The 24084-nt window shown below is 37.3% G+C and carries 20 protein-coding genes; 13 read left to right on the forward strand and 7 right to left on the reverse strand.

Translation table 11 applies throughout. The features are described 5' to 3' along the window. Positions 1–26 precede the first annotated feature (26 nt). The 3 genes from atpA to G7050_RS00885 all read left to right on the forward strand — a co-directional run bounded on the left by atpA (position 27) and on the right by G7050_RS00885 (position 5435). Positions 27–1613: a F0F1 ATP synthase subunit alpha gene (gene atpA / locus G7050_RS00875; RefSeq protein ID WP_166109829.1), complete on the forward strand. Its 1587-nt coding sequence runs from the start codon at positions 27–29 to the stop codon at positions 1611–1613. A gap of 108 nt (positions 1614–1721) precedes the next feature. Further along, positions 1722–2627 carry an ATP synthase F1 subunit gamma gene (gene atpG / locus G7050_RS00880; protein ID WP_166109831.1) on the forward strand — a complete coding sequence of 302 codons (906 nt, stop codon included), beginning with the start codon at positions 1722–1724 and terminating at the stop codon, positions 2625–2627. Between the two features lie 156 nt (positions 2628–2783). Next, positions 2784–5435 (forward strand): glycoside hydrolase family 78 protein, encoded by a 2652-nt coding sequence (locus G7050_RS00885; RefSeq protein WP_166109834.1) that lies wholly within the window; start codon positions 2784–2786, stop codon positions 5433–5435. An 84-nt stretch (positions 5436–5519) separates the two neighbouring features. Here G7050_RS00885 and gap read toward each other — a convergent pair whose 3' ends face one another. Further along, positions 5520–6524 carry a type I glyceraldehyde-3-phosphate dehydrogenase gene (gene gap / locus G7050_RS00890; RefSeq protein ID WP_166109837.1) on the reverse strand — a complete coding sequence of 335 codons (1005 nt, stop codon included), beginning with the start codon at positions 6522–6524 and terminating at the stop codon, positions 5520–5522. A gap of 449 nt (positions 6525–6973) precedes the next feature. Between gap and G7050_RS00895 the strand changes: the two genes are divergently transcribed. Genes G7050_RS00895 through G7050_RS00905 form a run of 3 tightly spaced genes read left to right on the forward strand, consistent with a single transcriptional unit; the run spans position 6974 to position 9874 of the window. Beyond that, positions 6974–8152, forward strand: coding sequence for a glycosyltransferase family 87 protein (locus G7050_RS00895; RefSeq protein ID WP_166109840.1), 1179 nt, complete (start codon positions 6974–6976; stop codon positions 8150–8152). Next, on the forward strand, positions 8142–9098 hold the full coding sequence (locus tag G7050_RS00900) for a glycosyltransferase family 2 protein (protein WP_166109843.1): 957 nt from the start codon (positions 8142–8144) through the stop codon (positions 9096–9098). The genes G7050_RS00895 and G7050_RS00900 overlap by 11 nt, the downstream gene beginning before the upstream one ends. Further along, positions 9095–9874: a polysaccharide deacetylase family protein gene (locus tag G7050_RS00905; protein ID WP_166109846.1), complete on the forward strand. Its 780-nt coding sequence runs from the start codon at positions 9095–9097 to the stop codon at positions 9872–9874. The genes G7050_RS00900 and G7050_RS00905 overlap by 4 nt, the downstream gene beginning before the upstream one ends. Before the next feature lie 12 nt (positions 9875–9886). Here G7050_RS00905 and G7050_RS00910 read toward each other — a convergent pair whose 3' ends face one another. Both G7050_RS00910 and glyA read right to left on the reverse strand, forming a co-directional pair. Next, positions 9887–10843 carry an endonuclease I family protein gene (locus G7050_RS00910; protein ID WP_166109849.1) on the reverse strand — a complete coding sequence of 319 codons (957 nt, stop codon included), beginning with the start codon at positions 10841–10843 and terminating at the stop codon, positions 9887–9889. 121 nt (positions 10844–10964) lie between these two features. Further along, positions 10965–12245 carry a serine hydroxymethyltransferase gene (gene glyA, locus G7050_RS00915; RefSeq protein WP_166109852.1) on the reverse strand — a complete coding sequence of 427 codons (1281 nt, stop codon included), beginning with the start codon at positions 12243–12245 and terminating at the stop codon, positions 10965–10967. A gap of 286 nt (positions 12246–12531) precedes the next feature. Between glyA and G7050_RS00920 the strand changes: the two genes are divergently transcribed. Together G7050_RS00920 and G7050_RS00925 are read left to right on the forward strand one after the other, a co-directional pair. Then, on the forward strand, positions 12532–12864 hold the full coding sequence (locus G7050_RS00920) for a hypothetical protein (RefSeq protein WP_166109855.1): 333 nt from the start codon (positions 12532–12534) through the stop codon (positions 12862–12864). A 191-nt stretch (positions 12865–13055) separates the two neighbouring features. Beyond that, a complete protein-coding gene (locus G7050_RS00925) occupies positions 13056–13427 on the forward strand; it encodes a nuclear transport factor 2 family protein (RefSeq protein ID WP_166109858.1) in 372 nt (123 codons plus the stop codon). A gap of 102 nt (positions 13428–13529) precedes the next feature. Here the strand turns inward: G7050_RS00925 and aroC are convergent, their stop codons facing one another. From aroC to G7050_RS00940, 3 genes are all read right to left on the reverse strand, one after another. Continuing rightward, positions 13530–14594 carry a chorismate synthase gene (gene aroC, locus G7050_RS00930; protein ID WP_166109861.1) on the reverse strand — a complete coding sequence of 355 codons (1065 nt, stop codon included), beginning with the start codon at positions 14592–14594 and terminating at the stop codon, positions 13530–13532. A 254-nt stretch (positions 14595–14848) separates the two neighbouring features. Next, entirely contained in the window at positions 14849–15562 is a 714-nt protein-coding gene (locus tag G7050_RS00935) for a hypothetical protein (RefSeq protein WP_166109864.1), read from the reverse strand. Positions 15563–15777: 215 nt separating this feature from the next. Next, positions 15778–16281: a phBC6A51 family helix-turn-helix protein gene (locus tag G7050_RS00940; protein WP_166109867.1), complete on the reverse strand. Its 504-nt coding sequence runs from the start codon at positions 16279–16281 to the stop codon at positions 15778–15780. A 378-nt stretch (positions 16282–16659) separates the two neighbouring features. Between G7050_RS00940 and G7050_RS00945 the strand changes: the two genes are divergently transcribed. The 5 genes from G7050_RS00945 to G7050_RS00965 all read left to right on the forward strand — a co-directional run bounded on the left by G7050_RS00945 (position 16660) and on the right by G7050_RS00965 (position 22942). Continuing rightward, positions 16660–18312, forward strand: a complete 1653-nt coding sequence (locus G7050_RS00945) for a peptide MFS transporter (RefSeq protein WP_166109870.1) — start codon at positions 16660–16662, stop codon at positions 18310–18312. Between the two features lie 220 nt (positions 18313–18532). Beyond that, on the forward strand, positions 18533–18973 hold the full coding sequence (locus tag G7050_RS00950; RefSeq protein ID WP_166109873.1) for a hypothetical protein: 441 nt from the start codon (positions 18533–18535) through the stop codon (positions 18971–18973). A gap of 24 nt (positions 18974–18997) precedes the next feature. Beyond that, positions 18998–19720 (forward strand): hypothetical protein, encoded by a 723-nt coding sequence (locus G7050_RS00955; RefSeq protein WP_166109876.1) that lies wholly within the window; start codon positions 18998–19000, stop codon positions 19718–19720. 52 nt (positions 19721–19772) lie between these two features. Continuing rightward, complete coding sequence (locus G7050_RS00960; RefSeq protein WP_166109879.1) at positions 19773–20474, forward strand: hypothetical protein; 702 nt, start codon at positions 19773–19775, stop codon at positions 20472–20474. 308 nt (positions 20475–20782) lie between these two features. After that, complete coding sequence (locus G7050_RS00965) at positions 20783–22942, forward strand: translation factor GTPase family protein (protein ID WP_166109882.1); 2160 nt, start codon at positions 20783–20785, stop codon at positions 22940–22942. A gap of 90 nt (positions 22943–23032) precedes the next feature. On the opposite strand, the gene G7050_RS00970 is transcribed toward G7050_RS00965, so the two are convergent. Further along, entirely contained in the window at positions 23033–23857 is an 825-nt protein-coding gene (locus G7050_RS00970; RefSeq protein WP_166109885.1) for an ROK family protein, read from the reverse strand. Positions 23858–24084: the final 227 nt, after the last annotated feature.

Consider the following 24084-nt stretch of genomic DNA (forward strand, 5'->3'; position numbering starts at 1 on the left):
TGGAGACCTTAATACAAGGAATAAATATGTCTGAAAATATAAAAGCTAGTGAGGTTTCTGATGTGTTGAAGATGCAATTGGATGGGATTGATAATCGTATTCAATTGGATGAGGTCGGAGTAGTTCTTTCGGTAGGTGACGGAGTTGCACGGATCTATGGTCTCAATAACGCAGAAGCCAATGAATTATTAGAGTTCGACAATGGGGTGAAAGCTGTTGTGATGAATCTCGAAGAAGATAATGTAGGAGCAGTATTACTTGGATCGAGCAGCCAGATTAAAGAAGGCTTCAATGTTAAAAGAACAGGTCTTATTGCTTCAATAAAAGTGGGTGACGGACTACTCGGACGTGTTATTACACCTTTGGGAGAACCTATCGACGGTAAGGGAGATATAACAGGCGAATTATTGGAAATGCCTCTGGAGCGCAAAGCTCCGGGAGTAATATACCGTCAGCCTGTAACCCAACCTTTACAAACGGGTCTTAAGGCTATTGATGCCATGATACCTATTGGTAGAGGTCAACGAGAGTTGATTATCGGTGACCGTCAGACCGGAAAAACAGCAATTGCAATTGATGCAATCATTAGTCAAAAAGCAAATTTCGATGCAGGTGATCCTGTATATTGTATCTATGTTGCTATTGGACAGAAAGCGTCTTCGGTTGCCAATATTGTTGAAACACTGAAAGAAAAAGGAGCATTACAATATACAACTATCATTGCAGCAACGGCAGCCGAACCGGCAGCCATGCAATACTTCGGAGCTTTCTCCGGAGCTGCTATCGGTGAATATTTTAGAGATACCGGTCGTCATGCTTTGGTAGTCTATGATGACTTATCGAAACAAGCTGTTGCCTATCGTGAAGTTTCGTTGCTTTTGAAAAGACCTCCGGGTCGTGAGGCGTATCCCGGTGATATTTTCTATCTGCACTCTCGCCTACTGGAACGTGCTGCTAAGATTATCAATCAGCAAGAAGTTGCCGAGCAAATGAATGATCTACCCGAATGTCTCAAAGGCAGAGTAAAAGGTGGAGGTTCATTGACTGCACTTCCAATCATTGAAACTCAGGCGGGTGACGTATCTGCATATATCCCGACTAACGTAATTTCAATTACCGATGGTCAGATATTTTTGGATATTGACTTGTTCAACTCCGGTTATCGTCCAGCAATTGACGTAGGTATTTCGGTATCACGTGTTGGAGGTAGTGCTCAGACCAAGGCGATGAAAAAAGTAGCAGGAACATTGAAAATTGATCAGGCTCAGTATCGTGAACTCGAAGCTTTTACAAAGTTTGGTGGAGACATGGACCCAATTACCGCTTTGACTATAGACAAAGGGCAAAAAAATGCAGCATTATTGGTACAACCCCAATATTCACCAATGCCTGTTGAAAAACAAATTGCAATACTATATTGTGGAACAAATGGATTGTTGAATAATGTTCCTGTAGATAAGGTTCATGAATTCGAAAGTAATTTTCTGCAGATATTAGAAATGCAATACAAAGAAACAGTATTGGATATTCTCAAAACAGGAGTTATAAATGACGGTGTAACAGCTATCATAGAAAAGGTTGCTGAAGAATTAGCAGGTAAATATAAAAAATAAGGTCTCTGACCTTTTTATTGCTCTGCAGTAGGGGCGAACCTCTGGTTCATCTAAGGTGCAAGCCTTTCCCCTACTATCGGAAATATATTATTAAATACTATCATAGTTATGGCATCATTGAAGGAAGTAAAAGATAGGATAGATTCGGTAAAAAGCACGAAGAAAATAACTTCGGCTATGAAGATGATTGCAACAGCTAAGCTTAGAAAGTCTCAGCAGGCAATAAATTCTTTTCTACCCTACTCTACCAAGTTGAACGAGATTCTGACTAATCTTTTGGCTTCTGACAGCAGCATCGACTCTGTTTATGCACAAGAAAGAGAAATCAAAAAAGTAGCTATTGTGGCTTTTTCGTCTAACTCGAGTTTGTGCGGAGGTTTTAATGCGAATGTAATTAAAGAGCTTTCCTCTGTATTATCTAAATCGATACCGGCAGTAGGTAAAGAAAATATCATTATTTATCCTTTCGGGAAAAAGATTATTGATTTTGCGAAAAAATCAAATCTGACGATTGAAAATGATGCTGAATTTATACAATTAGCTGACAGACCTTCTTTTCCTGCGGTTCTACAAATATCGAAGAAACTTGTAGGCAGATTCTTATCAGGAGAAATAGATCAAATAATTTTAGTTTATACTCATTTCAAATCGATGGGTGTACAAGAAATTAAAAATAGCATTTATTTGCCTTTTGATCTGAAAGGTGTGATTGAAAACATTCAAACCGACTCTATATCCTTGACAAATCAAAGCATTGATTATATATTGGAACCTGAGAAGGTCGAGTTATTATCTCACCTAATACCAAAAGTTTTAGCGTCCAATTTATTTGCAGCCCTATTAGACTCTAATGCTTCGGAAAATGCAGCACGCAGTCTTGCAATGCAAATTGCAACTGATAATGCAGAAGAGTTAGTGGGTGATTTGACTATTGAATATAACAAGAATCGTCAGGCAGCTATAACAAATCAATTGTTAGATATAATTGGTGGAGCATCAGCTTTAAATAAATAAGCCGAATCTCAAATAAAAAAACAAGAACATCCAAATATTTTGGATGTTCTTGTTTTTTTTATTTATCTAGTTTTAAATAACCTATAATATTGATTATCTTCGAGAAATAAAGATTCTTGTAATCGAATTATTTCCTTAATACCCCGAACAATTATCATGAAAAATATTTTCATCTATCTTATTATTTTTAGTACCTGCATTACATCGTGTACAAAAAAGATAAACCCACCAACTAATTTACAATGTGAACATCTGGACAATCCTTTAGGAATAGACAGCCCTTCACCACGATTGACGTGGAGAATAGCTCAGACAGAGAAAGCACAAACTGCTTATCAGATAATGGTAAGTACTGATTCTATAAAGCTGGCTAATAATAAAGCCGATGTATGGGATACTGGCAAAATAGATGCCGATAGTTGCCTTGTTACCTACAAAGGTGACTCTTTAAAGCCATTTACCAAGTATTATTGGAAAGTTACGGTTTGGAATGAAAAAGATACACAGTCAAAACCGTCTGATATTACTTCTTTCGAGACTGGATTAATCTCCTCTTCCAATTGGGCAGGAAAATGGATCTCTGATGGTCAGGACGTCAGCTATAAACCCACTTTTTACTTTAGAAAGGATGTCAATTTGGATAAAAATAAAAAGATCAAATCAGCACGTGCTTATATTACAGCAGCAGGGCTATACGAACTATCCATTAATGGATTGAAAGTCGGAGACCGCATGCTAGATCCAATGTACACACGATTTGATAAACGAAACCTCTATTCGACTCTCGATATAACGTCATTACTTCAAAACGGTGCTAATACTTTTGGAGTAATACTCGGAAATGGATGGTATAATCATCAATCGACAGCAGTATGGGACTTTGATAAAGCTCATTGGCGAGGAAGACCTAAATTCTTGGTAAATATCAGACTAAATTATGAAGATGGTACAAGTGAAACAATTGTTTCGGATGAGACTTGGAAAATCCATGAAAGCCCTATACTATTTAATAGTATATACACTGCCGAACATTACGACGCACGTAAGGAGATAGAGGGATGGAATATGCCGGGCTTAGATACTTCAGAGTGGCTACCGGCTGTTATAGCACAAGCACCTTCTCCTTTAATTGTAAGTCAACAGCTATATCCGATACGTGTAACAGAACGATTGGAGCCAACCAAAATAGACAAAAAGAATGATACCTGTTACGTATTTAGTTTTGCCAAGAATATTGCCGGAATTATAGAAATACGTGTTCAGGGAGATAAAGATACCGAACTAAGAATAAAGCATAGCGAGCGCTTATACCCCAATGGTAGAGCCGATATGTCTAACATAGACGTACATTACCGCCCGACGGATAATAGTGACCCTTTTCAGACTGACATTTTTATTCTTAAAGGAGGAGGGATTAAAGAGACCTTCTCTCCTAGATTTAATTATAAAGGCTTTCAGTACGTAGAGGTTACATCATCCAAACCAATAGACTTAAGCAAAGAAAGTATTACTGCCTTAGAATTACACAGTGATGTTCCTCAAATAGGAAGCATTAAATCGTCAAATCCGACTCTTGACAAAATATGGGAAGCTACAAATAACTCCTACCTATCCAATCTCTTTGGATATCCGACAGATTGCCCCCAACGTGAAAAAAATGGCTGGACGGGCGATTCTCACATTGCGATAGAGACAGGATTATACAGCTATGATGCCATTACAATTTACGAGAAATGGATGAACGACTTCAAAGATGAGCAAAAGCCAAATGGAGTTCTACCAAGTATAGTACCAACTCATGGTTGGGGTTATGACTGGGGTAACGGACCCGACTGGACAAGTGCAGTAGCTATAATTCCTTGGGAGGTTTATTTATTTTATGGTGATAGCCACTTACTTCATAGTATGTATGGCAACATAAAACGGTATGTTGATCATATAGCATCGATCAGTCACCACGGAACCACAGACTGGGGGCTTGGAGATTGGGTTCCCGTAAAAACCGTAAGCAATAAAGAATTAACTTCATCTCTATATTATTATAAGGATGTAACCATACTTGCCCATGCCGCTAAAATGTTTGGAAGAAAACATGATTACGAGCATTATACCCGTCTTGCTAAAAAAATAAGTAATGCAATTAATAATAAGTTTCTAAATACGGAAACAGGTATATATTGCTCAGGGTCACAAACTGAACTTGCAGCACCACTTTATTGGGGAGTTGTACCTGAAGAACTCAAATCAAAAGTTGCAGAGAATCTATACAAAAAAGTTGAAGAAGATAATTTCCATATCGATACCGGTATTTTAGGAGCAAAGGCTCTGCTTCATGCTCTTTCGGAGAATGGTTATGCTGATGCTGCTTATACTATTGCAGTACAAGAAACATATCCATCGTGGGGTTGGTGGATTGTAAATGGAGCTACAACTCTATATGAAAACTGGAATATTGATGCAGAAAATGATATCTCGATGAATCATATCATGTTTGGAGATATCAATGCATGGATGTACAAAGCTTTGGGAGGTTTATTTCCTGATGAGAACAAAGCTGGGTTCAAGCATATACAACTTCGTCCGAATTTTGTAAAAGGGCTTGATCAGTTTGAAGCAAAACATACTTCACCCTATGGCGAAATAGTATCATCATGGACAAGACGTACTGATAAACAAATAATTTATCATGTGGTAATTCCGGCAAACACTTCTGCAACATTACATTTGCCAGAAAACATAGAAGGAGATAAAACAATGGAATTATCGGCGGGTACCTATAATCTGGAGCTTAGAGAGATAAAACGATAACGTCAGATAAAATAATATGATTAATCAAAAAAGCAGAAACCTAAAGGTCTCTGCTTTTTTAATATATAATAATGATTAATCTAATTAACCATTAACTTTAGCCATGTGAGCTACTAGTTCAAGAACTTTGTTTGAATAACCCCACTCGTTGTCATACCAAGATACAACTTTCACGAAAGTGTCAGTTAAAGCAATACCAGCTTTTGCATCAAAGATAGAAGTACGTGCATCTCCTAAGAAATCAGAAGAAACTACTGCATCTTCAGTATATCCTAGAATACCTTTCAATTCTCCTTCTGAAGCATCTTTCATTGCTTTACAGATTTCGTCATATTTAGCAGGTTTTGCCAAGTTTACAGTTAAGTCAACTACTGACACGTCCAAAGTTGGAACACGCATTGACATACCTGTTAATTTTCCGTTCAATTCAGGGATAACTTTACCTACAGCTTTAGCAGCTCCTGTTGAAGAAGGAATAATATTACCAGCAGCAGCACGTCCACCTCTCCAGTCTTTAGCAGAAGGTCCGTCAACTGTTTTTTGAGTAGCAGTTGTAGCATGTACTGTAGTCATAAGACCATCTGTAATACCGAATTTATCATTCAATACTTTAGCGATAGGAGCTAAACAGTTAGTAGTACAAGAAGCATTAGAAACGATTTGAGTTCCTTTTACATAAGAGTCAGTATTCACTCCACATACGAACATTGGGGTATCGTCTTTAGAAGGAGCCGACATTACTACATATTTAGCACCTGCTTGGATGTGAGCTTGAGCTGTTGGTTTGTCTAAGAAAAGACCTGTAGATTCTACTACATATTCAGCACCTACAGCATCCCATTTCAAGTCAGCTGGATTTCTTTCTGCTGTTACACGGATAGCATTACCATTTACTACTAACTTACCGTCTTTGATCTCAACTGTTCCGTTAAATCTTCCGTGAACTGTATCGTAACGTAACATATAAGCCATGTACTCTACGTCGATAAGGTCATTGATACCAACTATTTGGATATCACTTCTTCCTTGAGCTGCACGGAAAACAAGACGACCAATACGTCCGAAACCATTAATACCTACTTTAATCATTTTATTAAAATTTTTATGGGTTAAAAAATTTATTAATCCGAATTTAACTTAACCAGTACTCCTTTATGTATTTCTACATTACCTAAATGATATCTTTTCTATATTCATTTTGAGGTCTACAAAAATACGCAAAAAATATATTTTTCGCTAATTATTCACTGTCAAAATTATGCATAGAACTATCCTCCTTAGTATAATCAAGAATTGGCTTTTAACAACAAGCAATTCTGCAATACGGGGTTTACAAAATGCAAACAAAACGAATTTTCGATATTACATTTTAACAAATATATTTTTCTACCATATATTTTTTTTCACCATTAATTAAATCCAATTTTGGATAAATATAATTAATAAGCTACGTTCTTAAATTTATTGATCTATTTTTAGTTAAATTTGCGATCTTAAAAACAGAATACAATTTACTATAAATAACGCACCTGCAAAAAATGAATAGCTTTGCTAATTTTTTCCGGAAACCTATATTTTCCGATAAAAGATTTCTTCTTTCCATTTGGATTGTTCTTGGAGTCATAGGCTCTTTAAAAGGAAGTAAAATACACAATAATTATCTGATATTTAAAGGTGTTTTCAATCACACCATACAACAGATAAATTTATATACGGCTTATCCGTCAGAATATCACGACTCCAATCATTATGGACCTTTTTTCAGTTTGATCATTGCCCCTTTTACATTCTTGCCTGATCAAATAGGTGTTCTACTATGGAATCTATCAATGGGATTATGCCTCTTTGTTGCATTCTACTACTTGCCTATTCAATGGCGAAAGATGTACCTATTCTTTTATATAGTATTGATCCAACTATATACCTGTATAATGAATTCGCAGACAAACGGGCTAATTGCTGCTCTTATAATAGGTAGTTTTCTATTTATACGAAAAGAAAAAGACTTCTGGGCTGCATGCTTTATTATGCTTGGGGTATTTATTAAATTGTATGGAATTGTAGGATTAAGTTTCTTTTTCTTTTCGAAGCATAAAGGTAAATTCATAGTTTATTTATTTTTTTGGGCTGCAATCTTCTTTGTCTTACCCATGTTTATTTCATCACCCGAATTTATTATCCAAAGTTATTATGACTGGTACGCATCCCTCTCAAATAAAAGTGTTGAAAATATGACAAACTTCTCTCAGGATATGTCTGCGATTGGACTAGTCAGAAGGACTTTTGACATTATGGATGCTTCCGCTCTATATATTATAATTCCCGGTATCATATTATTTGGATTGCAGTACATTAAAACAGAGAAATACAACCAATTAACATATCAGCTGGGAATATTAGCCTCAACGCTATTATTTATGGTTCTCTTCAGTACTGGTTCTGAATCTGAGACTTATATCATTGCTTTGACAGGAGTTTCCATTTGGTTCTTTATACAGGAAGAGCCACATAAAAAATGGGTCGTTTTCTTATTATTATTCACTATTTTCTGGACATGGGTAACAACATCTCATTTATTTCCCAAAAGTATAAGAGTAGACATCTTTAAGAGATATTCTCTAAAAGCATTACCCTGTTTAGTTGTTTGGCTAATTCTTGTTTATCAATTAATAACATCACGAGGTATTATTAAATTATCAAATCCCGATGAGCTATAAAAAGAAGGTGTCAATTATACTTTGCAGCTATAATGAGGCTTCAAATTTGCCTATTGTTATCAGAGCTATACATGATAATTTAGACGAGCTACCTTATGATAAAGAAATAATCATAGTAAACGATGGTAGCTCCGACAATTCGATGGAAATAATTGATGAGCTGTGTAAATCCGACCCGGAATTATTCTACATAGAATTCTCCCGTAACTTTGGTCATCAGAACGCATTGAGAGCAGGAATCGACCACGCAACGGGTGACTGCATTATTTCGATGGATGCCGATATGCAACATCCACCTGAGATGTTACCCCAATTTATTCAAAAATGGGAAGAAGGTTATGACATTGTCTATACCCGAAGACTTGAAGATAAAGGACTTTCGAAGATGAAGAGAAAAAGCTCTTCCTTATTCTACAAAGTCTTAAATCACTTTTCGGAGATTGACCTTGAGGAAGGAACTGCTGATTTTAGATTAATTGATAAAAGTGCCAAGAAGGTCATCTCTAATATAAAGGGTGGTGAGTTATTTATGCGTGGATTAGTCAAGTGGATTGGATTCAGACAATATCGAATTGACTACATGCCTCATCAAAGATTATACGGAAGTACCAAGTATACTTTCAAGAAGATGATGAATCTTGCAGTTCAAGGGATTCTTTCATTCAGTACCAAGCCTCTGCATATAGCTTTATATGTCGGATTTGCCATTGCTTTCATATCGCTTGTATTTATGATTCCCTATGCACTGATCAGTTTCTTTTTTGGGCATCCTTTAGCCGGATGGGCTTCGATGATTAGTATCGTATCTTTTCTAGGAGGTTTTCAGCTATTTGTACTGGGAATTATCGGATTGTATATTGGTCAGATATTTAACCTCTCGAAAGGCTACCCTACTTACATTATAAAAGACACTAATTTATATCAACAAAATAACGAAAGAAGATGATCTTATTAAGTTTTGATATTGAAGAGTTTGAGATGCCCAGAGAATATGGCGATCCGATTCCTTTTACCGATCAGATCCAAATCTCAAAAGAGGGCACAACAAAGATACTGGACTTACTGAAAAAGCATAATATAACTGCCACATTCTATACTACGGCTAATTTTGCCCAGAATGCCGAAGACATCGTTACAAGGATTGTTTCGGAAGGACATGAACTGGCTTCGCATGGCCTGTATCACGATCACTTCAAGCCTGAGCATCTGAAGCAATCTAAAGAGATTCTTGAACAAATCGGCAAGACTCCCGTCAGAGGATATCGTATGGCTCGTATGATGCCTGTTCCCGAAGAAGAAGTATATAATGCAGGATATATCTACAACTCCTCTATCAATCCGACCTATTTACCGGGAAGGTATAATAAACTGAATGAACCTCGCACTTACTTTATGCGTGAGGGAGTATGGCAGATTCCGGCCTCTGTTACGCCACTGATTAGGTTTCCTCTTTTCTGGATTTCATTTCATAACCTGCCATTATCCTTATATTGTGCTTTAGCAGGCAGAACCTTAAAGAAAGACGGTTATCTGAATGTATATTTCCATCCTTGGGAATTCATGCCGATAGGTCCCAAATTGAAATACAACTTTCCTTTTTACGTGACTAAGAACACCGATCAGAAAATGGTCGACAGATTAAGCAAGTTTATAGAATGGGCTCTAAAGAAAGGACATAAGTTTGAGCATACGTATAAGCTTATAGAAGATAAGACATCATAAGGTCAGAAACCTTTATTTCAAATTATACCCATTAACAACCTTGAATAATAAATCCTTTATTTGAGGTTGTCTGTTTATTTTATCATCCTTAACCACGTAAAAAGGCTGATCTTTTTTATTCCCCCAAATATGATCTACTAACGCAGGGCAATCTACATATGGATTGCGGTTACCTTGTATTTTATAGACCTCGTTATTCCTCTCAATCTCCTTCTCGCTTACAGGGTCTTCGTTATTCCATTTAATCAGCATCTCTAACGCCCAAGGCTGTAGACCCGGATAAGCAGTTGTCTGAAGCATCGACTTTGTAGCATCCGGTTTCCAGTCATAAGCATAGTCCTCATAGCAAGTCAGCATATAGAAGTAAACACGGGCAAAGTCTCCCTTGTACTCATCTGCCGGTTCGAATACCTGCCCTCTGTATCCCTTCGGATAAGTATTGATCCCAACCTTAGAAACTCCGTTATCAAATTTGGCAATACCTACTTCTCCCAAAGGAAGATTACTCTTGGCAGCATTGGCATTATAGTCAGACGGGAATAGATTATGAAGATCTCCATTGGCATCGTATGATGAATATTTATCTCTCTTACCCCACCAACTGCGAGGCATGCAATGTTCGCGATTCTGAACATTTCCCCCCACATAGGTAGGATGTTTCTCATTGGAATACATATCGATAAAATACCCTTCGGAACTCCAATCGGTCTTCTTAAAGTAATTATCCCACCAATAGCGGGCAGTTGTTTTTTCGTCGAAATCAAGATATGTGTGATCCCTTATAATGTCGTGCATAGCTGTTTTTAGAGCAGCACCCGATAAGCCATTAGCCCGATCATAATACCCGATAGAAATATCTTTGACAAATAATGAAGCTATGGCAATCACTATAGGAATAAGCCATAATAGCTTTCGTCCAAAACCCGAACCTTTCTTTTTACCTTTTTTCTTCTTTCTTTTCTTAGCCACTTGTGTTTGTAAGGTCAAAAACCTTCTTTATTATTTTTACTCTAAAGTAAAAAACACAGATGAAGCCTTTAAACCTCAACTGTGTCTCTTTATATGAATGACAAATCACTTACTTACTCAATCACCAAGCAAATAAAGGGTAATCTTGCATCATTTGATTTACCTTCTCACGCACTGTTTTGATCGTTTTTTCGTCTTCGTGATTAGCCAATACTGTATCGATCATCTCTACAATATCACCCATCAAACCATCCTTAACGCCACGAGTTGTTATTGCCGGAGTACCGAAACGAAGTCCCGATGTAAGGAATGGGCTACGGCTGTCAAAAGGTACCATATTTTTATTGGTAGTAATATCTGCCGCAACAAGAGCTTTCTCGGCAACCTTACCTGTCAATTCAGGGAATTTCTTTCTAAGGTCGATTAAGATCAAGTGATTGTCTGTACCTTCCGACACAATCTTATATCCTTTATCAGCAAAAGCCTGAGCCATTACAGATGCATTCTTTTGAACTTGCGATTGATATACTTTATAAGATGGATCTAATGCCTCAGCAAAAGAAACTGCTTTAGCTGCAATAACATGCTCAAGTGGTCCACCTTGTATTCCCGGGAATACAGCAGAATCCAACAATGCAGACATCATACGGGTTTCACCTTTTGGAGTTTTCTTTCCGAAAGGATTTTCAAAATCTTTACCTAACAATATAGCTCCACCACGAGGTCCACGTAAAGTTTTATGAGTTGTAGTAGTTACAATGTGTGCAAATGGAAGTGGGTTATTTAAAAGACCGGCAGCAATCAATCCCGCAGGGTGAGCCATATCAACCAAGAAGATAGCACCGATTGAATCTGCAATCTGACGGATACGTGCATAATCCCAATCACGAGAATAAGCCGAAGCACCTGCAATAATCAATTTTGGTTTTTCTGCTTTAGCAACAGCTTCCATTTGGTCGTAATCGACCTCTTCGTTATCTTGTCTTACATTATACTCAAGTGCATGGAACATCAATCCCGAAAAGTTTACGGGTGAACCGTGTGAAAGGTGACCTCCATGAGAAAGATTCAATCCTAGAAATTTATCGCCTGCCTGAAGACAAGCCAAAAATACTGCGGCATTTGCCTGAGCTCCCGAGTGAGGCTGTACATTCGCCCATTCGGCTCCAAAAATTTGTTTCAAACGATCGATAGCCAATTGTTCGCTAAGGTCAACTATTTCGCAGCCTCCATAATAACGTTTTCCGGGATATCCCTCGGCATATTTATTAGTTAGACACGATCCCATAGCATCCATCACTTGCTGACTTACAAAATTTTCTGAAGCAATAAGTTCAATTCCTTTTAGCTGGCGCTGGTGTTCTCTTTCAATAATATCAAAAATTGCAGTATCTCTTTTCATTATATAAGAAAGTTTTAAAGGTCGCTGACCTGTTGTTTATTTTCTGATTAAAGGTCTCTGACCTCTTTATTACTCACATTGCTTAGAATAAGATTATTCATTCAATGTTAAAAATGTGTTTACAAATTTACTATATTATTTTTCATTTCCCTGACTATATGAGTAATATTTTCACCTTCGCCAACCATTCTGAAAACCCATCGAAATAATATCAAAAAAATGCTGCGATTATTCAAGCCCTACTTTTTCTTTATTAAAAACACTACTTTTGTAGAATAGATAAAATATGTCAATCAGTAGTTGGAATTATATGTTCAATTTTCCTAACGCACCCTATGGGTTTGTTTTTCATTTTGCCTTGATGCAAAACGAAACAAAAGATCAAGACTATGCCTCTTTGCCCGACCCGCTACGGTCTCGAAAGCTAAAACAAAAGAAAACGTTTAACGTTGATACCCTTTTGTTTCTTAACGCTTTCTTTATCCTGCGGGTACCCCGTGCAACTGGCAAGGTCGGTAACCTAACGGATGACAAGCTTTTGCGTGCGTCAGCCCAAGTGCATCAGTGGCACAGCCGTTGGCTGACAAGCGAAGCAGGCGTAAAACTAAACGTGCCGTAAGGCAGTAGGTTTAGTTTTACCTGCAAGCTAAAGTCAGACAGGCGAGCCACGCAGCACAAAGCCTTTTTGATTCCTTTTGCGGATTTGGGCAAAAGGAATACAAGCAATCTGTGATTGTGCGTAGTAAAAAGACAATTTAATAGAACATTAAACAGATCAACTACTGATTCGCATAAAATAATAAAGAAGACATGAACACAACCGAAAAAAGCACAATTGAGAATCTCGAAAACCAGTTACTGGATGCTATGCGAACTGCCAATATAGAAACATTGGATAAGCTTATTCATCCCGATCTGTTATTTAACAGTGCCATGGGGCAAACCATTACTAAGGAGATTGATTTAGAAGCGTATCGAAGCGGACTGATGGTTGTAAATAAAATCAGTGCTTCCGATCAACAGATCAATATCATTGGTAACACAGCGGTGGTTGCTGTTACAATAGATATGGATGGGAAGTATGGTACTCAACCGATTTCGGGTAAAGTACGTTTTCTTAGGGTTTGGAAACAGTGCGATAAAGGATGGCAAGTTATTGCAGGAAGTAGTGTGATGATATAAATCGATATTTTCTAAACACTTCGCCTACCTTATAAATACAAAAACTGCTTTTCTCGTTTCATGTAGAAGAAATTGAGAAAAGCAGTTTTTACATATTATATTTTAGCGAGCCTTGTTCAACAAATAATAATCGAGGATAGTCATTGCTGCCATTGCCTCAACAATAGGCACGGCACGAGGAAGCACACACGCATCGTGACGTCCACGAGCTTTAAGATCGGCTTCATTTCCTTCACTATCTACCGTATGTTGCTGCATCAAGATCGTTGCAACAGGCTTAAAAGCTACTCTGAAATAAATATCCTGTCCGTTTGAAATCCCGCCCTGAATACCTCCCGAATGGTTGGTGCGGGTACTGATTTCACCGTTTTTATCATAAAATTCGTCATTCACTTCCGAACCTCTGTGATTCACATCAAAGCCATCGCCGTATTCAAAACCTTTCACAGCATTGATACTTAGCATAGCATTCCCCAAGGCTGCATGAAGTTTTCCGAATACAGGTTCACCCAATCCAACCGGAGTACCTTTGATTACACAAGTAATCACTCCGCCGATAGTATCGCCTTTCGATTTCACTTCGTTTATCAATGTGATCATTTCCTCTGCTTTTACAGCATCGGGACATCTTACAGGGGTATCTTCAATAGTATTCAGATCGTATTCAGAATACAACTTTTCCAACTTAATACCACCTACCTGCGATGTATATGCAGTAACCGATACATTCAATTGATTGAGTGCCAATTTAGCTAAAGCACCAGCTACACAACGGGCAATAGTTTCACGAGCCGAAGAACGACCTCCTCCTCTATGATCTCTGATTCCATATTTCTGTTGATATGTGTAATCCGCATGAGACGGACGATACAAAGCTTTCATATTATCATAATCAGAAGAGTGCTGATTAGCGTTCCATATCACAAAACCAATGGGAGTACCCGTGGTTTTACCTTCGAAAATACCCGATAAAAACTCCACCTTATCGGCTTCGTTTCTGGGTGTAGTTATTTTTGATTGTCCCGGACGACGGCGGTTAAGCTCATTCTGGATAAAATCCATATCCACCTCGATGCCCGCAGGACAGCCGTCAATTATGCCTCCGATGGCAGCACCGTGAGATTCACCGAAAGATGTTAACCGAAATATATTGCCAAAAGTATTCATATTCTTATTAAATAATAGTAGTAAGTAATTTAAGTTGGCGTATTCCTTTCAATAAGCCTGCCATCTTAACTATTACAAATATAGATAAAAATGAAAGTAAATCACAACTTCTATTATACATATAAGGTCTCATACCTTCTTTATTACTTTGGCTGTAGGCGCGAACCTGTGTGTTTACGCATTTAAGACAGACACATAGGTCTCTTTCCAACAAAAGGATATCATTAAATATTTTCGTTTACTCGATTTATACTTCAAAATCCGAAAATATATCCGATCGAATAAAACATCTGACTCCCATAAGGGCTCCATTCATTCTGAACCAAATCGTAATGAATCATCATAGTGACAGCTCCATTACGTCCTGAAGGGATATTTACACCACCTCCGACTAATACACAAGGAACTGTTTTTGAATCAATAGACTCTCCTCCCGAACTTCCCCACATCTGATAAATTTCGGGCTGTACTTCCAATGAGATAAAACGGATCGGGTGAAATCTGGCAAATGCGTTTAACCCCAAGTAATTTTGCGAAAAATCATTCCGGCGAGAATCTTCTTTATAATAGAAATAACCGATTCCACCTCCCGCAGTAAAGTAACGGTTAAACTCATAACCAACCTGCGGAGAGATATTCACAGACACATAACCACTACCAAATGCCATACCAAACGAACCTCCGAATATCATTCTGCCTTGACTCTCATTTCCTTCTCTGTAGTTTAGAGGCTGCGAAGGCTTTGGCTGATATGTTTGTTGTTGTTTCGCAGGCTGCTCAATTCTGTACAAAGGCTCCTGAGATTGATTCACCATTGGATCGGCAACTGTATCATAACGAAACAGTGGCACTTGATTCTTTGCCGGAGCAGGAACCGTGTCATAACGAAAGGCTTTCGTTTCTGTTTGACCGAAGCTGTTTGATACTACCCAAATGAAAGCTGCCAGCGAAAGAATTAAAGTTTTCATATGCTTAGAGGCGTTATGTGTTTATTATTTAATTTTATTAACATTCAGCATATTGAATAAGTTCAGATTTACTCTATTAAAAGTAACAAAAGCTGCAATAAGGTTACAAAAGTGGATTATAAGCTTATTTATAGGATATACTTTTGTCACTTTACAAATAACTGATTTTCAAAATACAAATAGAAAAAAGGTTACAAAAGTAACAAAAGTGACACTTAACACGGGCTTCTGTTTCCACTCAACTTCTGTTGTAACCTTTCCATATCCCGTTTGGTCTTTTCGCTGTCTACCGTTATCACTAATGAGCTTGGCGGCTGCGACTGTTTCTCTCCTTTCGATTCGTTGTATCCTCCCGATAAAGAATATACGATAGCCGAAGTTTCGGGTACACAATATTTTTCTTTTACTACATATTCTTTCACCACAAGCGTATAAGGATCATCGCTGTCTTTGGATGCCGCATAAGTGGTTTTTGTTTCTATTTGTTTGTATCCTTCAACCTTTTTCCTCATCGACTGACGGGCTTTTTGCTTCAGTTTTTCCTCCCGTGCTTCTACCGCTTGTTGCAGTTCTTCGGCAAAATTGGGTTTGGTTGCTTTCCATTGGTAAAACATTTTGCGGCTAACGCCTACAATACTGCATATTTCGGTAATTGTATAATTATCTTCTTCTATCAAAGTAGTAATCTTTTCGGCTAGTGATCGAGTAAATTTTCCCATAATCCTTTCTTTTATAGATAAAAGGTTCTATTATTTCTAATGCACCCTTTGGGTTTGTTTTTCATTTTGCCTTGATGCAAAACGAAACAAAAGATCAAGACTGTGCCTTTTGCCCGACCCGCTACGGTCTCGAAAGCTAAAACAAAAGAAAAACATTTAACGACAATACCCTTTTGTTTCTTAACGCTTTCATTCGCCCTGCGGGTACCCCGTACAACCGGCAAGGTCAGGAAGCCTGACGGACAATAGGAATGCAAGCAATTTTTAATTGCGTACAGGTCGAAAAGTATAGAAATAATAGAACTAATATCATCACACATCTTTTCATATTCGGCTCAGAAACTTATCTTTGCATAAATCCGAAAAATAAAATATTGTATGACTGAAAATCTATCCTCTCCTCAAGAAAGCGTATCGCATCCAAAAGGCTTAAAATATCTGTTCTTAACCGAAATGTGGGAACGCTTCGGATATTACCTCATGTTAGGCATATTTGCACTCTACCTTATTGATGCAGATGGCATGGGCTTATTAAAAAAAGAAGCTTATGACATTGTTGGTACATATTTAGGACTAGTTTATATAACACCTTTTCTGGGAGGACTGATTGCTGATAAACTTCTGGGATATCGCAAATCTATCATTATCGGAGCAGTACTTATGTCTGCCGGATATTGTACGCTTGCCATTCCGGGAAGTACAGCCATGTGGATAGCCCTGCTATTAATTATCGTAGGTAATGGTTTTTTCAAGCCTAATATCTCAACTTTATTGGGTAATCTCTATTCAGAAGAAAAATACAAGGCTAAAAAAGATGCCGGTTACAGCATCTTTTATATGGGTATCAATGTAGGAGCTTTTGTTTGTAATTTTGTGGCAGCATATATGCGCAACAATTACGGATGGGGATATGCCTTTATAGCAGCCGGTATAGGTATGCTTATCGGTCTTGTAGTCTTTCTGATGGGTACACGCCATATTAAAGAAGCCGATATTATTAAGAAATCGGATGATTCTAATTCCGACATAACTAAAGTATTACTTTATGTATTTGCGCCTGCCCTGGCGTTTGGAGCATTGGGATGGTTGATTCCGGGGAATGTTTTCGGATCAGATTCCAATGACGCATTCTTATTCGGATGTATACCCGTTATTGTATTCTATGGCTCACTCATATTCAGATCCCCAAAAGAAGAACGCTCACAGATTAAAGCCCTTTTGAGTATCTTTCTTATTATGGTTGTATTCTGGACAGTATTTAAACAGAATGCTACGGCACTTACCACATTTGCGGAGAGTTATACCGAACGCTCGATAACTCCTGCTGTATCCAAATTGGTAAAACCCGTTGGAATGGTGCAAGAATTAGAATACAAAAAAGATTCTGTTATCGCCATGGATCATACATTGAAAGCTGTAACAGATGCTAACGGAAATACGATAAAAGCGTACGATTATCCTCATTACTTTATCAATGAATCACCCGAAAACTTACCTCAGGAAGGCGAAAAAGTAAACTTGATATCTACTGAAATTTTCCAATCCATAAATCCATTCTTTATAGTTATACTTACCCCTATTGTATTGGGATTCTTTTCGAGACTCCGGATAAGAGGACGGGAACCGTCTACTCCTGCCAAAATGGGATGGGGACTACTTATTACCGGACTTTCATCCCTTGTTATGGCTGCATCGGTTATCTATACGGATATTTACACAGACAAAGCATCGGCACTCTGGCTTATCGGCACATACGGAGTTATCACTGTAGGAGAATTACTAATCAGTCCAATAGGTTTATCCCTTGTCTCTAAAGTAAGTCCCAAAAGCATTACCTCATTTATGATGGGAGGCTGGTTTTTGTCTACTTCGATAGGTAATAAACTGAGCGGAATGGTTGCCGGAATGTGGGATATGTTCGATAATAAAGAATACTATTTCCTGATGAATTTCGGTGCGTGTGTAGTGGCTGCTCTTGCCATTATGATGTTGGTTAAATGGCTGCGAAATATTATCAATCAGCATTCTTAAGTTTTAAATAATATACATTTAACATAAACAGAGGTCTTTTCTTAGATAGAAAAGACCTCTGTTTTTAAATATTTCTATATATTTGTCAAGTCTATCTCATATAGGCAAAAAACATTACACAAACAAAATTATACAAACAAGAATCAAATTCTTCAACACATGTCATTTCAAATAAGTAAATCATACTTATTAAGTACTTAATTTCCTAATTGTAAATATTATGAAAAGAAAGACTATCTACATTCATCTTCTTTTTCTGGCCACCCTATTCTGCTTTAGTTGTGATCATAGTAATATGGATAATAGCGATGAAGTATTATCCGTATCAAATATTATAATTACAGATTTAGGGCAAGTTAATCCCGTCAAAGATTTCAAAATGAAAAAAAGCGGCTCATCAGTAACATGCGAAGTCAGAACAAAACTGATAAAAAAAGGAGATAAAATCCAGAAAATTTATTTATATCAACAGAACAAAACTCTGAAAATAAATATCATAAGTACACCTAATGATTTTGATTGTATTGACCTATCTTGCTTTACTACTCATATTGTAACATTTGATATCGATAAAGAGTTGCCGAAAGGTGTCTATGACATTGAGCTTGGCATTAACAACGCATATACAGAAGGATATGCGTTTAAATACGAACTAAACTAATTATATCTACTAAATTTTATCAGGATGAAAAAACTATTTCTTATCACAACTTTACTAGTTACTATTTTCACCTCATGCTCTAATGACATAGAAAACGATAAGGGTGTGAATTTAGATCAAAGTCTAATATCAAAGTCTAATCTTATAGAAGTGAATACCGGTGCATTTCTGCCCGATAGCCTGATCCAATCTTTAACAATAAACAATCCGGATTTATACACTTTCGATAATCCAAATTCTGATTTATGGATAGATGAAACAGGTAATACAACAAGATCTGCCGGAGTTACTTACAAAGTCTATGGATACGATGAGGTAAGATACGTAAATGACTGGAAATTTAAATTTGCCGAAGGGAGTGTACCTAAAGACTCACGCGTATATGGGTATACCAACATGATTTTTATAGGAAACATAAGACTTTATGTTAAATTTGTCAGGATACCTAAAGGGGCAACATTCGTTCTTCCCCCTCAAAGTGTGATGGAATCTTTATCGGCAATGGGGCGCCTACCTATTGGCACTGCGACTAATAAGGCTATAACCACCGGCTATACACACAAACAATATTCATCTACAAGCACAGAAGATATCTATGAATTAGTAACGGAAGCGGTAACAGTGCAGTATAATGTAGAAGGTAAACAAATTTTTTACAACCCACCCTACTATATGCCATTGAAAGCCATACCAGGTCCTTCTAATTTTGAGTTCAAGTACCAATATATATTTACAAGCTGGGACTAATTATATATAATGAAGTTAAGCCTCATTTTATTCATTCGAAAAAAATATACGTATGAAAAATAAAAAATTGATCCTGTTTTTGGGACTATTATTCTCTTTTCTCTCATGCTCTCATGAACCTGAGATAGAAGAAGTAAACTTGAATGGAGAAGTTCAATCAATTAAAATATTTTCAGAAAATGATCTGAAAACCAATATTGAACAGATTAATGCCGACTTAAAAAAACAAAATCCGCAAAACTTTATATTTGAGAACTCTCATTCAGAATTATTTGTATACGAAACAAATAGTTCATTGAAAAGTACTAATCAAACCTATATTGTTTCCGGCTATGACAAAAGAAGTATTTTAAAGAAGTATAACTTAACCTTTGGCTTCCCTTACGATTCAAGAATAATAGTAGGTGTTCCATATTATACTGAGTTTTGCGAATATATTAAATATATAGAAGTGCCAAAGGGGTATAGTATTGTTATACCATCCTCCAATCCACCCTTATTAACAAGGGGATTACTTCCTGCAACTTTAAATATGGGTTATATACCTGATACTTTTATAACAGGCTACACCATCAGATATATTTCCACAATAGGATCTAAAGAAAAATATGCTTTAGTAACGCAAGTAGAAGAAATCATTAGAAATACAGCAAATAATCAAACGCTGTCGCCATTCATTTTCAACCCATATGATGTGGTAAATCCATCTACTTTCCAGTTTAAATATCAATTACAGGATCTTTCTTGGAATTAAGAATCTTAGATATACTAAAAAAGGCGATCCCCAATATCCCGGATCGCCTTTTTGGTATCTTACCCCCTAATAACCTGCTGAAAAACATACTATTTTACTTCTATTAAGATAACCTCATCAAAAGAACATTTATTAATTTTGAAAAAATGCAAACGAGCATTTGTTTCCTAAACCTTATTGAGTTTGAATATTTAAAGTAATTGAGAATATAATCAAATATTCTCAAAATAATAGGCTGTAGTTTTTATACTGAATGAAGTAATAAAAAGGTCTGAGACCTTATATAAATCCTATAAATATTTATTACCATGAGAACTTACCAAACTAACGAAATCAAAAACATTGCAATTCTTGGGAGCTCCGGCTCCGGGAAAACCACTCTTGCCGAAGCAATGCTTTTCGAGGCAGGGGTTATAAAACGCAGAGGTACTGTGAAAGGCGGAAACACAGTTACCGATTATTTTCCGGTTGAAAAAGAGTATGGATATTCGGTCTTCTCGAGTATCTTTTCTGTTGAATGGATGAATCGAAAACTCAATTTTATTGATTGTCCGGGAGCTGACGATTTTATAGGCAATGTAGTAACATCACTCAATGTGACCGATACTGCACTCATGGTATTAAATGCTCAATATGGAATAGAAGTTGGTACAGTAAACCAATTAAGATATATCCAAAAATTTCAGAAACCGGTGATGTTTATAGTCAATCAGCTCGATCACGAAAAAGCCGATTTTGACAGTGTAGTGGCTCAGCTGAAAGGCAATTACGGAGAAAAAGCCGTACTTATACAATACCCCATCAATTGCGGACCGAACTTCAATGCCATAGTTGATGTCCTCAAAAAAAAGATGTACAGATGGAAACCCGAAGGAGGAGTTCCCGAAGTACTCGAAGTTCCCGAAGAAGAAAAAGATAAAGCGGAAGAACTTCACCAAAAACTGGTAGAAGCGGCAGCCGAACATGAAGAATCGCTAATGGAAAAATTCTTCGAACAAGGTACTCTTACCGAAGAAGAAATGCGGTTCGGAATTCGCAAAGGGCTTGTACAAAGAGATATTTTTCCCATATTCTGTGTTTGTGCCGAACGAGATATGTGCGTAAGGCGTACCATGGAATTTCTAGGTAATGTCGTTCCTTACGTTGTAGATATGCCCTACCCTGTAAACACCGAAGGCGAAGAAGTTAAACCTGATGTCAATGGTCCTACCAGCCTGTTTTTCTTTAAATCGACAGTAGAACCTCATGTGGGCGATATCTCCTATTTTAAAGTGATGAGCGGAAAAGTAAAAGAAGGCGATGACCTCATCAACTCCGACAGAGGATCTAAAGAACGTATCGGGCAATTGTTTATGGTTGCAGGTCAGCAACGCACCAAAGTTGACGAACTGGTTGCGGGAGATATAGGTGCAACCGTTAAACTAAAAGATGTACGCACCGGAAATACGCTGAACGGAAAAGGAACCGACAATCAATTTGACTTTATTAAATACCCCAATCCTAAATATCGCAGGGCTATAAAAGCTGCCAACGAAAGAGACTCCGAAAAACTAAGCGAAGCTTTACAGCGGATGCATGAAGAAGACCCAACATGGCTGATCGAGAACTCCAAAGAGCTGAAACAAATGATTGTATCAGGGCAAGGAGAGTTTCACCTGAAAACATTGAAGTGGAGAATCGAAAATAATGATAAAATAGCAATCGTATATTCTGAACCTAAGATACCTTACCGGGAAACCATTACCAAACCTTCGCGAGCAGAGTATCGTCATAAGAAACAATCGGGAGGTGCAGGGCAATTCGGAGAAGTCCATATGATTGTAGAGCCTTACATTGAAGGTATGCCTGTACCCGACACTTATAAATTTAACGGACAAGAATTTAAAGTACAATCGAGAGATATTCAAACCCACGACTTAGACTGGGGTGGCAAGCTTGTTTTTGTCAACAGTATTGTCGGAGGTGCTATTGATAATCGATTTGTACCTGCTATCATAAAGGGGATCATGGCTCGCCTTGAACAAGGTCCACTTACAGGATCATATGCCCGGGATGTGCGTGTTATTGTTTATGATGGAAAGATGCATCCTGTAGATTCGAATGAAATATCGTTTATGCTTGCCGGACGTAATGCTTTTAACGAAGCTTTCCGTAATGCAGGCCCTAAAATTCTGGAACCAATATCGGATGTGACCGTTTTTGTTCCTTCCGACAAAATGGGTGATGTAATGAGTGATATTCAAAACCGCAGGGGGATAATTCAAGGAATGGAAAGTGATAAAGATATTGAAATTATAAATGCCAAAATTCCTTTGAAAGAGATGTCTAATTATTCGATCACACTGAGTTCTCTAACCGGAGGGCGTGCTTCATTTATTATGAAATTCTCGAAATACGAACTGGTACCGGCCGATGTTCAAGACAAATTACTGAAAGAATATGAAGCAACAATTAAAGCCGATGAATAACCTATATTAATAATAAAGTAAAAAACAGATCTTTTAAAGCATAGCTCAAAAGATCTGTTTTTTTTATTTTTTAGATAAAAGAATTCTGTTTTAAGGAATAAGCGATGCAGCACCCAGTAAACTAATATCTTCTTTCGATGATAGCAGAATTTTCATTTGGTCTAAAGCTAAAGGATAAGGAAAGTCAGCCAGATTTTTAGCCATCCCCCCCTCAAAGTATTTATATCCTTTGGAGATTCCTCCACCCAAGATTAAAGCTTCGGGATCATACATGTACATGATCACTTGAATCATATTACCGATATGGTGCCCAAATTCCTCCCATATAGCCAAAGCTTCCTTATCGCCATTCTCAGCTCTCAGATATGCTATATGTGCAGTCGTTTTATATCGTTGAAAAAATTTAGATGCGCAATAATGTTCATAGTTACTATCCAGATAAGGTACTAAGCCAATTTCACCGGCTCCTGTATTCAGTCCTTCATATAAAACATCGTTAATAATGATACCCGATCCGACTCCTGCTCCCAATGTTACACCTACAATATTACGATAAGGGGTACATTCGCCATAATATCTTTCACCGAAAGCAAAACAGTTACAGTCATTATTAACACGTACCTGTATTTTAAATTCAGCTTCGAGGATGTCCTTCAAGTGAACTTCTTTCCACGACGGAACGTTTCCGGCTTTATAAACTATTCCCTTACGAGAATCAACCACCGATGGAACACCAATACCAATACCTTTGATATTTGTATTCATCAATCGTCTGATAGTGCTTATTAAAAAATTGATTGTTTCTTCAAATGTTTTATCATACGGGAAAGGCTCAGATATTTTACGGTAGATAACACCACCTTCGACTATGCCTACTCTTATATTAGTAGCTCCCAGGTCAACACCTATTGTCATATTTTTTCCATTAAAGATTTCAGACCTAAACCTTTATAAAAAGGATCACTCTAAATAAGGTTAAATAAATTATTCTGCTTAGAAATTATCAAGTAAGGCATCTGTTTTTTTCGCTATTGAGCCAAATATCGTAACAATTACTGGTGATAGCTTCAAAATAGGACATCAACTACTTATAAATATTAAAACTGCCCACCCTCAATAAAATCTAACACAAATATAAGCAT

Origin of the sequence: Dysgonomonas sp. HDW5A (assembly GCF_011299555.1) — a bacterium.
In the GTDB taxonomy this organism is placed as follows: Bacteria; Bacteroidota; Bacteroidia; order Bacteroidales; family Dysgonomonadaceae; genus Dysgonomonas_A.

Coding starts and splice junctions, on each gene's coding strand:
- atpA (WP_166109829.1), top strand. CDS start 27: ATGTCTGAAAATATAAAAGCTAGTGAGGTTTCTGATGTGTTGAAGATG.
- atpG (WP_166109831.1), top strand. CDS start 1,722: ATGGCATCATTGAAGGAAGTAAAAGATAGGATAGATTCGGTAAAAAGC.
- G7050_RS00885 (WP_166109834.1), top strand. CDS start 2,784: ATGAAAAATATTTTCATCTATCTTATTATTTTTAGTACCTGCATTACA.
- gap (WP_166109837.1), bottom strand. CDS start 6,524: ATGATTAAAGTAGGTATTAATGGTTTCGGACGTATTGGTCGTCTTGTT.
- G7050_RS00895 (WP_166109840.1), top strand. CDS start 6,974: ATGAATAGCTTTGCTAATTTTTTCCGGAAACCTATATTTTCCGATAAA.
- G7050_RS00900 (WP_166109843.1), top strand. CDS start 8,142: ATGAGCTATAAAAAGAAGGTGTCAATTATACTTTGCAGCTATAATGAG.
- G7050_RS00905 (WP_166109846.1), top strand. CDS start 9,095: ATGATCTTATTAAGTTTTGATATTGAAGAGTTTGAGATGCCCAGAGAA.
- glyA (WP_166109852.1), bottom strand. CDS start 12,245: ATGAAAAGAGATACTGCAATTTTTGATATTATTGAAAGAGAACACCAG.
- G7050_RS00920 (WP_166109855.1), top strand. CDS start 12,532: ATGTCAATCAGTAGTTGGAATTATATGTTCAATTTTCCTAACGCACCC.
- G7050_RS00925 (WP_166109858.1), top strand. CDS start 13,056: ATGAACACAACCGAAAAAAGCACAATTGAGAATCTCGAAAACCAGTTA.
- aroC (WP_166109861.1), bottom strand. CDS start 14,594: ATGAATACTTTTGGCAATATATTTCGGTTAACATCTTTCGGTGAATCT.
- G7050_RS00935 (WP_166109864.1), bottom strand. CDS start 15,562: ATGAAAACTTTAATTCTTTCGCTGGCAGCTTTCATTTGGGTAGTATCA.
- G7050_RS00940 (WP_166109867.1), bottom strand. CDS start 16,281: ATGGGAAAATTTACTCGATCACTAGCCGAAAAGATTACTACTTTGATA.
- G7050_RS00945 (WP_166109870.1), top strand. CDS start 16,660: ATGACTGAAAATCTATCCTCTCCTCAAGAAAGCGTATCGCATCCAAAA.
- G7050_RS00950 (WP_166109873.1), top strand. CDS start 18,533: ATGAAAAGAAAGACTATCTACATTCATCTTCTTTTTCTGGCCACCCTA.
- G7050_RS00955 (WP_166109876.1), top strand. CDS start 18,998: ATGAAAAAACTATTTCTTATCACAACTTTACTAGTTACTATTTTCACC.
- G7050_RS00960 (WP_166109879.1), top strand. CDS start 19,773: ATGAAAAATAAAAAATTGATCCTGTTTTTGGGACTATTATTCTCTTTT.
- G7050_RS00965 (WP_166109882.1), top strand. CDS start 20,783: ATGAGAACTTACCAAACTAACGAAATCAAAAACATTGCAATTCTTGGG.
- G7050_RS00970 (WP_166109885.1), bottom strand. CDS start 23,857: ATGACAATAGGTGTTGACCTGGGAGCTACTAATATAAGAGTAGGCATA.